This window comes from Dyella flava (assembly GCF_016904955.1).
In the GTDB taxonomy this organism is placed as follows: domain Bacteria; phylum Pseudomonadota; class Gammaproteobacteria; order Xanthomonadales; family Rhodanobacteraceae; genus Dyella_B; species Dyella_B flava.
The window spans coordinates 275,741-288,655 of sequence record NZ_JADIKE010000038.1 but is presented as its reverse complement, the minus strand read 5'-3'; the positions used below and the strand labels follow the sequence as shown (position 1 = coordinate 288,655).

The window sequence follows — 12,915 nt, the reverse complement described above, 5'->3', positions numbered from 1 at the left end:
CGCTAAAACTGGGCCAATGTTGCCCACGAAAAACCGCTGGGCATTCGAATTCACTCCGGCTGATGACACACCACTTCGATATTGTGCCCGTCCGGATCCAGCACAAACGCGCCGTAGTAATGCTCGTGATAATGCGGCCTGACGCCCGGCGCACCGTTGTCACGGCCACCGGCAGCCATCGCCGCTTTGTAAAAAGCATCGACCTGCGCACGGCTGGAAACACGAAACGCGACGTGTATAGGCGGCTGGTTCGGCGCACCAAGGCTGATCCAGAAATCCGCCTTGGGCGGCTCGCCGAATCCGGCAACGTCGGTATGCCCGGTTACCGCAGCCGGAAATTCCAACAGCAAGGCATAGCCGATGGCCGCGAGTGCCTTCGAATAGAAGGTCTTGCTCTCGGCAAAATCACTGACAGAAACACCCGTGTGATCGATCATCGTGACGTCCTCTCTATCGATTCGCCGCACACGCCGCAAAACAAACGCGCTGCGTAGATCAAGCAGCGAGATTGAGCTGCCAGGACACTCCGAAGCGGTCGCTTACCCAGCCAAACTTCTTGCTGAAACCATAATGATCGAGTGGCATGAACACCTTGCCGCCATCGGACAAACGTTGAAACAGCTCTTGGATCTCGGATTCGCTATCCAGTTCCACCAGCAACGATATCGATGGGGTAAAGGTGAAGTCATGCTTCACTGAGCTGTCCGAACAGATGAAAGAGCGACCGCGCAGCGTGAACGCCGCTTTCTTTACTGTGCCTTCGACGCCAGTTTCGCCGGAACCGTAGCGCTCAAGCCGGTCAATCTGCGCATCCTTGAACAACGAGACATAGAAGCGCATCGCTGCCTCGGCAGCGCCTTCGAACATGAGGAAAGGAGTGATGCTTTGCGCCATGCCGGTATCCTCGCGTTTGGCTCAGACTGCAAGATTACTCCTTGGCAGAAGTCTGCCGCGACCGGCGGCATCCTCACCTCGGCAGAGGATTTCCTGCAGTCCCTTATCCCTCAGAGGGGGGACTTACCTCACGCAGAAAACCACGCAGGAAAGGCACCGTCACACGCCGCTGCGCAGCCAGCGACGCCTGATCCAGCCGATCAAGCAGATCAAGCAACGCACCCAGATCGCGTACATAGCGTGCAAACAGCCAATCGAGCACCGTGTCATCCAGTTCGATGCCGCGCGATGCCGCCTGGTTTTTCAATACCTCGCGGCGCTCGGCATCATCCAACGGTTTCAGGGCGAACTGGGTACAGGCACCGAGGCGCGAGCGCAGATCGGGCAGGCTTAGCGATAACTGCGTGGGTACCGCCTCTGCCGCGAAGATCAGTGCTGTCGCTTCGGCGCGTGCGCGGTTGTACAGATCGAACAGCGCGTGTTCGGCATCGCGATCACCGGCGAGCATTTCCAGATTATCCAGCGCGATGAACTCGCTGCCTGCTACGCCGCGAATGGCAACGGCACGATCGCGCAGCGTTTTCAGCGGCAGGTATTGCACGGTGCGCCCCGATTCATGAGCCGCCTGACAGGCCGCGAGCAGCAAGTGGCTTTTGCCACTCCCGGCCGAACCACTCAGATAAAGCCACGGGGCTCTCGCCTGTGCCGACAGTACTTGCACGGCGGCCACGGCGACGGCATTGGCGCCTGGATAAAAATGTTCAAAGCGTTGGCGGCGCGGCCAACGCAGGCTCAACGGCAACTGCGCGGTCATGACTTATGCGATTTGTCGCCCTGAGAGGCATGGGTTTCGGTGTGTAACTGGCCATCCGCGGTTTCGCTGACGACGACCTCGGCGATCACGGAATCGGGCTCACCTTCTTCGGTATACAAATCGCTCATCCTGTAGCGCTCGGCGAGATAGCGCAGCAGCACCAGGATCACCGAAGCCGCCGGCAAGGCCAGCAACACGCCGAGGAAGCCGAACAGATAACCGCCGGCAAGCACCGCAAAGATCACCGCAACCGGATGCAAACCGATCTTCTCGCCGACCAGCCGCGGCACCAGCACATAGCCTTCCAGCAACTGGCCGATGACGAAGACGCCGATCACCAGCAGCAGATGCGTCCAGTCACCGTATTGCACCAGCACGGCAATGATCGCCGCGGCAAAACCGGTAATAAAGCCCAGATACGGCACGAAGCTGAGCAGGCCGGCAATCATGCCGATCAGCGGTCCCACCGGAAGACCCACCAGGGTCAATGCCACGCCGTAATAAATGGCCAACGCCAGCATCACCAGCAACTGCCCGCGTACAAAGGCGCCGAGCACCGCATCGGATTCACGCGCCAGGTGCGCAACGGTGGGCTCGATCGAGCGCGGCAGCATGCGGTCGACCCACACGACCAGGCGATCCCAGTCACGCAGCAGGTAGAACCACACCACCGGCACCAGCACCAGATTGGTGAGCCACATCACCACGCCAAAGCTGGAGCGGGAGATCTTGCCAAGCACAGTGCCGACCGAGCCCAGATGCTGCTTCAGCTCGGCCATCAGGCGATCGGTGTCGAAAGCGTTCGGATCCAGATGCAGCTTGGCTTGCAACCACGGCAATGCGGCGTCTCTAGCCCATTGCACGTAATGCGGAAAATTCTCCACCAGGTTTTCGATCTGGCGCGCGATCAGCGGCACCAGCAGTAGCAAGGCGGCCGCGATCGCCAGCATCAGCACCACGAATACGATGCTTACCGCCAACGTACGCCCCAGCCCGAGCTTCTCCAGCCGGTTGGCCAGCGGATCGCCGAGATAGGCAAGCATGGCCGCTACGGCAAAGGGCATTAGCACCGGTGCCAACAGCCACACCAGCAGGCCGATGACGACGGTGATCGCCAGCATCTGCCAGCGGCGGGATGTCTCTTGGCTTATGGGCACGAAGGGGCTCATCAGTTGGGACGGCGTAGGCGACAAGTGTCGCTGATGTGGCGGGCTGTTCAAAGCCTTGCGATGTGATGGAAATGCATCATGCGCGCCGGCGCTCGCGCCAGGCGCGGCGTGACCAGCGGACGACGTAATCCAATCCGCTGGCGATACACAGTAACGCCACCAGCCACGCAAACAGCCCGGATGCAGGCGCAGGCCAATGCATCAAGGCAAGCAACACCGTCAGCAGATACACGATCTGCATCAGCGTGCAGGCTTTGGACACCAGGCTGGGATGCGGATCGATGCGGCCAATCAGCAGGAGCCACAGCAGGGCGCCGGATGCGATCACCAGGTCGCGTCCGCACACAATCAGCGCCAGCCACACTGGCGCCTCGCCCAGCCAGGCCAGGATCACGAAGCAGCAGACCAGCAGCAGCTTGTCGGCGACCGCATCGAGAAGGCCGCCCAGCTGACTCTGCCAGCCGTAATGCCGGGCCAGAAAACCATCCACGCCGTCGGAAACACCGGCTACCGCAACCAGGCTCAGCGCCGACGGCCAATTTCTAAGCAGTAGCAACCAGCAAATCGGCGCCACCAGCACGACTCGCAGCATCGAGATGGCGTTGGGAAGATGTCGCCAGGGCGACAAGCGCGACGCAGAGGGCATCGTGGCAACCATGAAAGAGCCTTTCTTGGTAGCGCTCATGGTTCGCATTGTTCAACTATGGTCGCCAGGTGATGTTGCGCGACGATGCGCCTGGCTGGCCGTCAAGTCGAGTCGCGCGGCACCGCTTGGCGGCCATAGGTGGGCAATGCGGACCGTGGGAGCTGTCAAGATAGGCTCTCTAATGGAGCCAACGCAGGCTGACGTCCGCCCCATCATGCGAACTGCCTTGCATCAGGCGACCGCCTGCCGTGAGATTCGCCGCCAAGCCATCGAGCGGCATGCCAGCCTTCACGGCCAGCAGCACGCCATCATCCTGTCCGCCCAGGGTGCTGACTTTCTGCACGGACGGGTCGGCTCGCAGTGTTGCCATCAGGTTGGCGTAATCCATCGCCGAATGCAGGCCGCTGACCCAAAACTTGCCGTCGACCGTGCCCGCGCCGATCACATTAAGCGCCTGGCTCAGGCGATCCGTCGCACTTTTGCCGGCGTCGGCGAACATGCTGTCTTCGTTATTGCCCTGGGCGCTCCAGTGCTGGGCCTGGCCACCGCTGATCAGCGTCCAGTCGGCACTGTTGGCGTGCAGTTCGCCGACCAGCACCAGGCCGGTCTGATAAAGCCGGGCGATCGCAGAGAGCGCTGCTGGATCGGAGGTCTCCAGTTTGCCCAGGTCAGGCAGTTGCGACGGATCGGCATAGCTGACCTGGTAACCGGCCTTGCCCGCCGCATCAGCCAGTGCGCCGAGATCATCCTTGCCAAGGATGTTGCCATCCGTACCCTTCACCACCAGCAACAGCGGCGGCTTCACCCCAGCCGTGGTCGCACCCAGTTGGTCAACCAGGCGATGTACCGCCCCCTGGTCGAAGGTCACCGACAAGGTGAGGCTGGGCGGATTGCCCTCGCCGCGCTGGTATTGGAACTGTTTGACGATGCCGCCGGCGTTCTGCATGGCATCGGCGTAACCGGCCTTGCTGCTCAGATCCTGGCCACCCGATACGCGCGCCAGCACCTGCCCCAAGGCGGTGGAAAACGCCTGGCTACGCTGTGCGTCGCTGACATCGGTCACCGGCACCACCACCGTATAAGGCGAGGTCTCCTGGCTACGGGCTATCCGCGGCAGGCCAACGACCAGACCGAGCAGCAAAGTGGCAATCAGCAGACGTGAAAGACGCATGGGCGGGCCGGTCGGGGTGGGGACTCGAAGGAAAGTCTGCCCAATCCGACCCTTAACGTCTATCATTAGCGGTGCTCTGATCCATTCTGTGTACGTGCCATCGGCGCCGTTTACGTGCAGATCACAGGGGTGGCGGTAAAGGCAGACGACGGTCTGTCGGGCCGGCAGCCCGGAGAGCTGTGCGCCAACGGCAGCATGGGCGCCCGCACAGAATGGATCAGAACGTCCCTTTTGCTTTTGAAAGCGCGAGTCCGCCATGTCTGACGCCCTCACCTACCGCGCCGCCGGCGTGGACATCGATGCCGGCAATGCCGTGGTCGAACGCATCAAGCCGCTGGTCAAGCGTACCTTCCGCCCCGAAGTGATGGGCGGACTGGGTGGCTTCGGCGGTCTGTTCAATCTCGGCACGCGCTACAAGGAACCCGTGCTGGTCTCCGGCACCGACGGCGTAGGTACCAAGCTCAAGCTCGCCCAGCAGCTGGGGCGGCACGACACCATCGGCATCGACCTGGTGGGCATGTGCGTGAACGACGTGCTGGTGCAGGGCGCCGAACCGCTGTTCTTCCTCGATTACTTCGCCACCGGCAAGCTGGACGTGGACACCACCGTCGCGGTGGTTGGCGGCATCGCCAAAGGCTGCGAGCTGGCCGGCTGCGCATTGATCGGTGGCGAAACCGCGGAAATGCCCGATATGTACCCGCCGGGCGAATACGATCTGGCCGGTTTTACCGTCGGCGCGGTGGAAAAGGATGCCTTGCTCAGCGGCGATAACATCGTTGCGGGCGATGTGATTCTCGGCGTAGCCTCTTCCGGTGCGCATTCCAATGGCTATTCGCTGATCCGCAAGATCGTCGAACGTGCGGGCAACCCGCTGGATCTGGTGGTCGGCGGCGTGAAGCTGGCCGATGCGCTGATGGCGCCCACCACCATCTACGTCAAGCCGATGCTGGAGCTGCTGAAGTCCGTGCCTGTGCACGGCATGGCGCACATCACCGGTGGCGGTTTGAAGGAAAACATCATCCGCGTGGTGCCCGATGATCTGGGCCTGAACATCGACGCGTCGGCGATCGTGCTGCCGCCGGTATTCGACTGGCTGATGCGCGAGGGCAAGGTGGCGCGTGAAGAAATGTGGCGCACTTTCAACTGCGGCGTTGGCTTCACCATTCTGCTCCCGCGCGACGCCGTTTCCGCCGCGTCCGCCTTGCTTGCAAAACACGGCTTGAGCAGTTCGGTGATTGGCGAAGTGGTCAAGGCGCAAGGCGACGAGCGCGTACATATCGGCTGATGCCACACCGGCCTGCCCGCCCATGGGGAGAGCAGGCCAAACAGCAAAATCCTCATGCCCTCACCGCTTCGCATTGCCGTCCTCGCCTCTGGACGCGGCAGCAACTTTGCCGCGCTGCTGGCTGCGTGCGATCGCGGTGAACTGGCGGCGGATTTCGTGCTGGTTGCCAGTGACAAACCTGACGCGGGTGCATTGCAGCTGGCGCAGATGGCCGGCATCCCGACCTGCGTACTTGAACCGCAGGCTTTTGCAGAGCGGCGCGACTACGATCTCGCCCTGTTCGAACGCATCGCCGCGAACAAGCCGGATCTGCTGGTGCTGGCCGGTTTCATGCGCATCATCGACGGCGACGCGCTGAAACCATGGGTGGGCCACATGATCAATATCCATCCATCGCTGCTACCCAAGTACCGCGGACTGCATACGCATCGCCGCGCCATCAAGGCTGGCGACATCGAACATGGCGCCAGCGTGCACTTCGTCACGGCGGAACTGGATGGCGGGCCGGTCATCGCGCAAACCGTCCTGTCGATCGAAGCTGGCGATGACGAAGCCTCGCTGGCGTCCCGCCTGCTTCCACTCGAACATCAACTGCTGCCGGCGGTTGTCGAACTGATCGCCGCAAACCGGCTGGCCTTGGCAGCACATGGCATCACGTTCGATGGCGAGCCACTCCGCAAGCCTTTGCGGATGCAAGATGGGAAGCTCGTCCGCTAGAACTGCAACGACGCGTTCAGCATCAGAGCGTAAACTGCCGACTCATGCGCACACTCAAATTCCCCTACCGCTTTCTTGCCGGTCTCTCGCTGGCCTTGTCCACCACTGCCGTACTCGCCGCACCGCCGGCACCCTTTACCGCAACCTATGAGGTGTCACAGGGTGGTCAACCCATGGGCCAGGCAACCATCACGCTCAAGTCCCTGGGCAACGGCGAATACGAATACAGCAACCAGATACAAGGCACTTCCGGACTGGCCGCAGCATTGGGCGCCAACTCCAGCGATGTCACGCGCTTCCGCTGGAACAACAATGCACCGGAAACCGAGAGCTACACCTCGAAGGTCATGGCGTTCAAGGTCAAGCACCGCTCGATGCAGGTGAACTGGAATACCAAACAGGTGAGCGTGGACGAAGGCAAAGGTCCGACCACCTATGCCGCGCAACCTGGCATGGTCGATCGCAATACGCTTTCACTCGCGATTGGCCTGGCACTGCGAAGCGGCAGTCAAAGCATGACCTTGCCGGTTGGGGTAAGGCAGCAGGTAGAGCAACAGCAATTCAAAGTGCAAGGCGCCGAAGCGGTGCAAGTACCGGCCGGCAATTTCCAGGCCGAACGTGTTTCACGCACCGATGCAGACAGTCACTTTGACGCCTGGTATGTGCCCAAGCGATTCGCGGTACCGGTGAAGCTGGCGCAGAGCGAGGGCGGCGATTTGACTTTGCAGCTGGTGCATTACAGCTCGCCATAAAGAAAAAGGGCCGCAAAAGCGGCCCTTTTTTGTACGTGCGCGTCTAGCCATCACGTCGGCAGGCGACGAATTTTCGCACCCAGCGTGCCGAGCTTCTCTTCGATGTTCTCGTAACCGCGATCGATGTGATACACGCGATCGACCGTGGTATCGCCCTCGGCAACAAGGCCAGCCAAAACAAGACACGCCGAAGCACGCAGGTCAGTAGCCATGATCGGCGCGCCGCTCATCTTGTCCACGCCCTGGATGATGGCGGTGTTGCCTTCCAGGCGAATATCCGCACCAAGGCGCTGCAATTCATGTGCGTGCATGAAGCGGTTTTCGAACACCGTCTCGGTGATGATGCCTACGCCTTCGGCCACGCAATTGAGCGCGGTGAACTGCGCCTGCATGTCGGTGGGAAACGCCGGATACGGCGCCGTGGTGATGTTCACCGCTTTCGGACGACGGCCTTGCATGTCCAGTTCGATCCAGTCCGGACCCGTGGAGATATGCGCGCCGGCTTCTTCCAGTTTGGCCAGCACCGAATCGAGCGTACTGGCGCGTGCGTTGCGGGCGCGTACTTTGCCACCGGTCATGGCGGCGCCGACCAGGAAGGTGCCGGTTTCGATGCGATCGGGCAGCACTTCGTAGGAGCAACCATGCAGGCGCTCCACGCCATGGATCACCATGGTGGACGTGCCGGCGCCTTCGATCTGCGCGCCCATGGCATTGAGGCAGTTGGCGAGGTCGACCACTTCCGGTTCCTGCGCCGCGTTTTCGATGATGGTGGTGCCCGAAGCCAGCGCGGCGGCCATCATCACGTTCTCGGTACCGGTCACGGTAACCATGTCCATGATGATGCGCGCACCCCTGAGGCGATCGGCACGTGCACGGATGTAGCCGTTCTCGACCGTAATTTCCGCGCCCAGCGCCTGCAAGCCGCGAATGTGCTGGTCGACCGGTCGCGAACCGATCTGGCACCCGCCGGGTAGCGAGACTTCCGCCTGGCCGAAGCGCGCGACCAGCGGCCCGAGCACCAGGATCGAGGCGCGCATGGTTTTCACCAGCTCGTACGGCGCGAAGTAGCGATCGGTCGAGCGCGGGTCGACCTGGATCTTCATGCGGTCGTCCAGCACCAGCTGCACGCCCATCTGGCCGAGCAGCTCCATGGTGGTGGTGACGTCATGCAGATGTGGGACGTTGCTGATTGTGACTGGCTCATCGGCCAGCAGACAGGAAGCGAGAATCGGCAGCACGGCGTTCTTGGCGCCGGAGATACCAACCTCGCCGCGTAGCGGCTCACCGCCGCTGATCAGGATTTTGGCCATCGGGAATCCTTGGAAATGCGAAACCCGGAAAGCGGTTGCAGCGGGCGGTCAACGGCGCGCAGCGGCTTCTTCCGGGGTGAGGGTCTTGAGCGCGAGCGCGTGGATCGCGCCCCCCATCAGGTCGCCCAGTGTGGCGTAGACCAGCCGATGACGAGCCAGCGGCAGCTTGCCGGCAAACTGGGACGCGACCACTTCGGCTTCGAAGTGCACGCCATCGTCCCCTTGCACGTTTGCCTGTGCGCCGGGCAGGCCGGCTTCAATCATTGCCTGGATGCGGGCTGCGTCCATTAGTCTCTCAAATCACTGGGATCCTGAACGCCGGTCGCCCGATATCGATGGGCGAGCATGTGGCGTCAGGCATCAAGATAGAATGCGAATATGCCATGTTAATGGAAATCTGCTGTCGCAGAAACGACAGAGGTCTCCCAGTTGCCATTGAGGACGCATGAACGCACCCATTGCCAAGCCCAAGTCCACCCGGGTGGCGGCCGCCGCCATCATGCAGAGCGCGCGCACGGTGATCGCCACGGAAGCTGCCGCCATCCGCGCCCTGGAGCCGCGCATCGATCAGAACTTCGTGGACGCCTGCCGCCTGATCCTGAGCTGCAAGGGCCGCCTGGTGGTGACCGGCATGGGCAAGTCCGGCCACGTGGGGCGCAAGATCGCCGCCACCCTGGCCTCGACCGGCACGCCGGCCTTTTTCGTCCATCCGGGCGAGGCCAGCCACGGCGACCTGGGGATGATCCTGCCGCAGGACGTGGTGCTGGCCCTGTCCAATTCGGGCGAGACGGACGAAATCCTGTTCATCCTGCCGGTGATCAAGCGCCAGGGGATTCCGCTGATCTCCATTACCGGCAACCCGGATTCCTCCCTGGCCGGCCAGTCCGACGTGCACCTGGACGCGGGCATTTCCGCCGAGGCCTGCCCGCTGGGCCTGGCCCCCACCGCCAGCACCACCGCCGCCCTGGTGATGGGAGACGCGCTGGCCATCGCACTTTTGGAAGCACGCGGGTTTACCTCTGAGGACTTCGCGCGTTCCCATCCGGCCGGAAGCCTGGGACGCCGCCTGCTGCTGCATATCAGCGACGTGATGCACACGGGCCCGGGCATACCCACGATCTCCCCCAACGCGAGCCTCACCGAAGCCTTGATGGAAATGACCCGCAAACACCTGGGCATGACTGCCGTGGTCGATCACGAACAGCATCTGCTGGGCGTATTCACCGACGGTGACTTGCGCCGCGCGCTGGATGACGACCGCGTCGACCTGCGCAACGCCAAGGTCAGTGACCTGATGACGCGCGGCCCCAAGGTCATCGGTGCCGACAAACTCGCCATCGAAGCGGCACAGATGATGGAGAAGTACCAGATCCACGCCCTGCTGGTGGTCGACGACGCGCAGCGCGTCGTCGGCGCCCTGAACATTCACGATCTGCTGCGCGCGCGCGTGGTCTGAACGGACAACACGACAACATGGGTTATCTCAGCAACCTCCCCGCCGACCTGCTCGCTCGCGCCGCCAAGATTCGCCTGGCGGCGTTCGACGTGGATGGCACGCTCACCGACGGTCGCCTGTGGTACAGCGAAAGCGGCCATGAAACCAAGATTTTCCACGTGCACGACGGCCTCGGCCTGAAGCGCCTGCAGGCCAATGGCATCCATGTCGCGATCATCAGCGCACGCATCAGCCATCCGCTGGCCTTGCGTGCCGAAGAGCTGGATATCGCCCACGTCTACCAAGGCCAGGGCGACAAGCGCGAATGCATGCGGCAGATTATTGAAGCGCTCAACATTCAGCCCGAAGAAGCGGCGTTCGTAGGCGATGATCTACCCGACCTGCCCGCCATGAGCGTGTGCGGCCTGGCCGTCGCCGTCGCCAATGCACATCCGTGGGTCGCGGAGCGCGCGCATTGGCAGACACAGCTTTCGGGCGGCATGGGCGCCGTACGCGAAGTCTGCGACCTGATCCTGCACGCGCAGGGCAGGACGGCGGCCGAGCAGGAGCACTGGCGGTGAATGTTCGCCAATACCTGCGCGACAACCGCACGACCGTCGCCATCGTGCTGCTGGCCATTGCCGCACCCGCCAGCTGGATGCTGCGCAGCTGGGTCGTCGGCGCACCCGAGGTCAACGACTTCATCGGCCCGCCGATTTCCGACTACGTGCTCTATACCGGCAAGGTATGGAGCTACGACGTCAACGGCCTGCTCAGCTTCACCATGACCTCGCCGCGCATGGATCGCCGCGCCGGCGACGAGTCGATGTACATCAATACTCCGGTATTCGATATCACAGCGAAAAAACCGGGAGTGCCGGACTGGCACGGCAACGCACCGTTCGGCTGGGTCAACAAGAGCGGCACGCTGATGCGGCTGGATGGCCCGGTGTACATGCAGCGCCCGGCCTTTACACAAGCCCTCACGGGGGCATTAAGTCCCATGGCAACATTATGTACCTCCAATGTCACCGGCTGGCCGAAAGAGAACCGCATGCAAACAGCGGACCCGGCCACCATGACGCAGGGTGCAACCGTAATGAACGGCATCGGCATGCGCGCCAGCCTAAACGATAACCATATGGAGTTGCTCAATGACGTGCACGGCGTGCTGTACTCAAGCCAGAACAATGCTACGGCTAAGCCTGTTGACTGCCGGTCTGTTGTTGCTGCTTCAACCGGCAATGGCCAGGCAGGATGATCGCAACCAGCCGATCCACGTGGTGCACGCCAATAGCATGGACGGCTACAACGAACCCAATTCCATCAGCACGTTCAAGGGCAACGTTCTGATCACCCAGGGCACCATGAAGCTCACGGGCGAACTTGCCCGGATCTGGACGGCCAAAGAGGACACCTCGGTCGATCACATCATCGTGACCAGCATTGCGCCAAAACGTCCGCACATCGAACAGATCGACGACAACGGCAATCTCATGACCGGCGATGCCGATCAGCTGTATTACGACAACGTCAACGGCATCGCGATTCTTACCGGCAACGCATTCGTACATCAGCAGAACAAGGGCGACGCGCATGGCACCAAGCTCACCTACAACACGCAGACCGGCTACATGGTCGGCGAAAGTGGCAATGCCGGCCAGGTCACCATGACCTTCCTGCCCAAGCAGAAGCCGCTGCCGCCGCCGAAGAATGGCAAGCCGGCCGCGTCGCCTGCTCCGGCCCCGACACCAGCCAAGAAGCCTGCCGCCAGTACCCCGGCAACGGGCACGGCCAAGCCGGCACCGGCTTCCAGTACTGCCGCGCCGGCATCGGCCAGCAGCACTTCCACCAAGGAATAATCGCTACATGCTTTCCGCAGAAGGCCTGCAAAAAAGTTTCCGTGCGCGCCAGGTGGTGCGTGATTTCGCGTTCTCGATCCGCCAGGGCGAAGTGGTCGGCCTGCTCGGTCCCAACGGCGCCGGCAAAACCACCTGTTTCTACATGATCGTCGGCTTGATCGAAGCCGATGGCGGCGCGATCAAGCTCGACAAGCAGGACATCACCGGCCTGCCGATGCATGCGCGTGCCAAGCTCGGCATCGGTTACCTGCCGCAGGAAGCTTCCGTGTTCCGCCGGCTGAGCGTGTCTGACAACATCATGGCGGTACTGGAACTGCGCGAACCGGATCAGCGCAAGCGCGAAACACAGCTGGAAAGCCTGCTGGACGAACTCAAGATTTCCCACATCTCAGGCCAGAAAGGCATCAGTTTGTCCGGTGGTGAACGCCGTCGCGTGGAGATCGCCCGTGCACTTGCCGCCGAGCCTCGCTACATGCTGCTGGACGAACCATTCGCCGGCGTGGACCCCATCTCGGTGGGTGAAATCCAGCGCATCGTCCGCCACCTGAAGGAACGCGGCATCGGCGTATTGATCACCGACCATAACGTACGTGAGACGCTGGGCATTTGTGACCGCGCCTACATCATGAACGAGGGTGAGGTGCTTTCGCGCGGCACGCCCGCCCATATCCTGGCGGACGAAAAGGTACGCGAAGTCTACCTGGGCCGGGAATTCCGCCTGTAATAGCGCAACTTTATCCGCTCCACAAGACCTAATTTGCGCCGTTTCACATCCACATGCTCGGCCGGTCATTCCGGCCGTGACAAGTATGGCCGGCGTTCCGCCGAAGGGTTAGGATGAAGTCACTTTCACCCTCTAG

Annotated in this window: 16 protein-coding genes; 8 read left to right on the top strand and 8 right to left on the bottom strand. The window is 62.0% G+C overall.

Features of this window, described 5'->3' with window-relative positions; translation table 11 throughout:
• Positions 1 to 50 precede the first annotated feature (50 nt).
• The 6 genes from ISP19_RS17010 to ISP19_RS16985 all read right to left on the bottom strand — a co-directional run bounded on the left by ISP19_RS17010 (position 51) and on the right by ISP19_RS16985 (position 4,694).
• Positions 51 to 437 carry a VOC family protein gene (locus ISP19_RS17010; RefSeq protein WP_204683608.1) on the bottom strand — a complete coding sequence of 129 codons (387 nt, stop codon included), beginning with the start codon at positions 435 to 437 and terminating at the stop codon, positions 51 to 53.
• A gap of 58 nt (positions 438 to 495) precedes the next feature.
• The gene (locus ISP19_RS17005; protein ID WP_204683607.1) at positions 496 to 894 is read right to left on the bottom strand and encodes a VOC family protein; all 399 of its coding nucleotides are present in this window, start codon (positions 892 to 894) and stop codon (positions 496 to 498) included.
• Between the two features lie 103 nt (positions 895 to 997).
• Positions 998 to 1,708, bottom strand: coding sequence for a DnaA regulatory inactivator Hda (gene hda, locus ISP19_RS17000; protein WP_204683606.1), 711 nt, complete (start codon positions 1,706 to 1,708; stop codon positions 998 to 1,000).
• On the bottom strand, positions 1,705 to 2,877 hold the full coding sequence (locus ISP19_RS16995; protein ID WP_379946037.1) for an AI-2E family transporter: 1,173 nt from the start codon (positions 2,875 to 2,877) through the stop codon (positions 1,705 to 1,707). The genes hda and ISP19_RS16995 overlap by 4 nt, the downstream gene beginning before the upstream one ends.
• 76 nt (positions 2,878 to 2,953) lie before the next feature.
• Positions 2,954 to 3,562, bottom strand: a complete 609-nt coding sequence (locus tag ISP19_RS16990) for a CDP-alcohol phosphatidyltransferase family protein (protein ID WP_204683605.1) — start codon at positions 3,560 to 3,562, stop codon at positions 2,954 to 2,956.
• Between the two features lie 139 nt (positions 3,563 to 3,701).
• A complete protein-coding gene (locus ISP19_RS16985; RefSeq protein ID WP_204683604.1) occupies positions 3,702 to 4,694 on the bottom strand; it encodes a DUF2066 domain-containing protein in 993 nt (330 codons plus the stop codon).
• A 256-nt stretch (positions 4,695 to 4,950) separates the two neighbouring features.
• On the opposite strand from ISP19_RS16985, the gene purM reads away from it, so the two are divergent.
• From purM to ISP19_RS16970, 3 genes are read left to right on the top strand one after another with little or no spacing between them, the layout of a single operon-like run.
• A complete protein-coding gene (gene purM, locus ISP19_RS16980) occupies positions 4,951 to 5,979 on the top strand; it encodes a phosphoribosylformylglycinamidine cyclo-ligase (protein ID WP_204683603.1) in 1,029 nt (342 codons plus the stop codon).
• Between the two features lie 54 nt (positions 5,980 to 6,033).
• Positions 6,034 to 6,696, top strand: a complete 663-nt coding sequence (gene purN / locus ISP19_RS16975) for a phosphoribosylglycinamide formyltransferase (protein WP_204683602.1) — start codon at positions 6,034 to 6,036, stop codon at positions 6,694 to 6,696.
• A 44-nt stretch (positions 6,697 to 6,740) separates the two neighbouring features.
• A complete protein-coding gene (locus ISP19_RS16970; protein WP_204683601.1) occupies positions 6,741 to 7,448 on the top strand; it encodes a DUF3108 domain-containing protein in 708 nt (235 codons plus the stop codon).
• 50 nt (positions 7,449 to 7,498) lie between these two features.
• Here the strand turns inward: ISP19_RS16970 and murA are convergent, their stop codons facing one another.
• Together murA and ISP19_RS16960 are read right to left on the bottom strand one after the other, a co-directional pair.
• Positions 7,499 to 8,758: a UDP-N-acetylglucosamine 1-carboxyvinyltransferase gene (gene murA, locus ISP19_RS16965; protein ID WP_204683600.1), complete on the bottom strand. Its 1,260-nt coding sequence runs from the start codon at positions 8,756 to 8,758 to the stop codon at positions 7,499 to 7,501.
• A gap of 48 nt (positions 8,759 to 8,806) precedes the next feature.
• Entirely contained in the window at positions 8,807 to 9,046 is a 240-nt protein-coding gene (locus ISP19_RS16960; RefSeq protein WP_204683599.1) for a BolA family protein, read from the bottom strand.
• 157 nt (positions 9,047 to 9,203) lie between these two features.
• Between ISP19_RS16960 and ISP19_RS16955 the strand changes: the two genes are divergently transcribed.
• The 5 genes from ISP19_RS16955 to lptB are packed head-to-tail and all read left to right on the top strand — an operon-like array spanning position 9,204 to position 12,779.
• Positions 9,204 to 10,214 (top strand): KpsF/GutQ family sugar-phosphate isomerase, encoded by a 1,011-nt coding sequence (locus ISP19_RS16955; RefSeq protein ID WP_204683598.1) that lies wholly within the window; start codon positions 9,204 to 9,206, stop codon positions 10,212 to 10,214.
• 17 nt (positions 10,215 to 10,231) lie between these two features.
• Positions 10,232 to 10,774 (top strand): KdsC family phosphatase, encoded by a 543-nt coding sequence (locus ISP19_RS16950; RefSeq protein WP_204683597.1) that lies wholly within the window; start codon positions 10,232 to 10,234, stop codon positions 10,772 to 10,774.
• Positions 10,771 to 11,454: an LPS export ABC transporter periplasmic protein LptC gene (lptC, locus tag ISP19_RS16945; RefSeq protein WP_204683596.1), complete on the top strand. Its 684-nt coding sequence runs from the start codon at positions 10,771 to 10,773 to the stop codon at positions 11,452 to 11,454. Before ISP19_RS16950 ends, lptC begins: the two co-directional genes overlap by 4 nt.
• Positions 11,402 to 12,055: a lipopolysaccharide transport periplasmic protein LptA gene (gene lptA / locus ISP19_RS16940; RefSeq protein WP_239556888.1), complete on the top strand. Its 654-nt coding sequence runs from the start codon at positions 11,402 to 11,404 to the stop codon at positions 12,053 to 12,055. The genes lptC and lptA overlap by 53 nt, the downstream gene beginning before the upstream one ends.
• 7 nt (positions 12,056 to 12,062) lie before the next feature.
• A complete protein-coding gene (gene lptB, locus ISP19_RS16935) occupies positions 12,063 to 12,779 on the top strand; it encodes an LPS export ABC transporter ATP-binding protein (RefSeq protein ID WP_204683594.1) in 717 nt (238 codons plus the stop codon).
• Positions 12,780 to 12,915 lie beyond the last annotated feature (136 nt).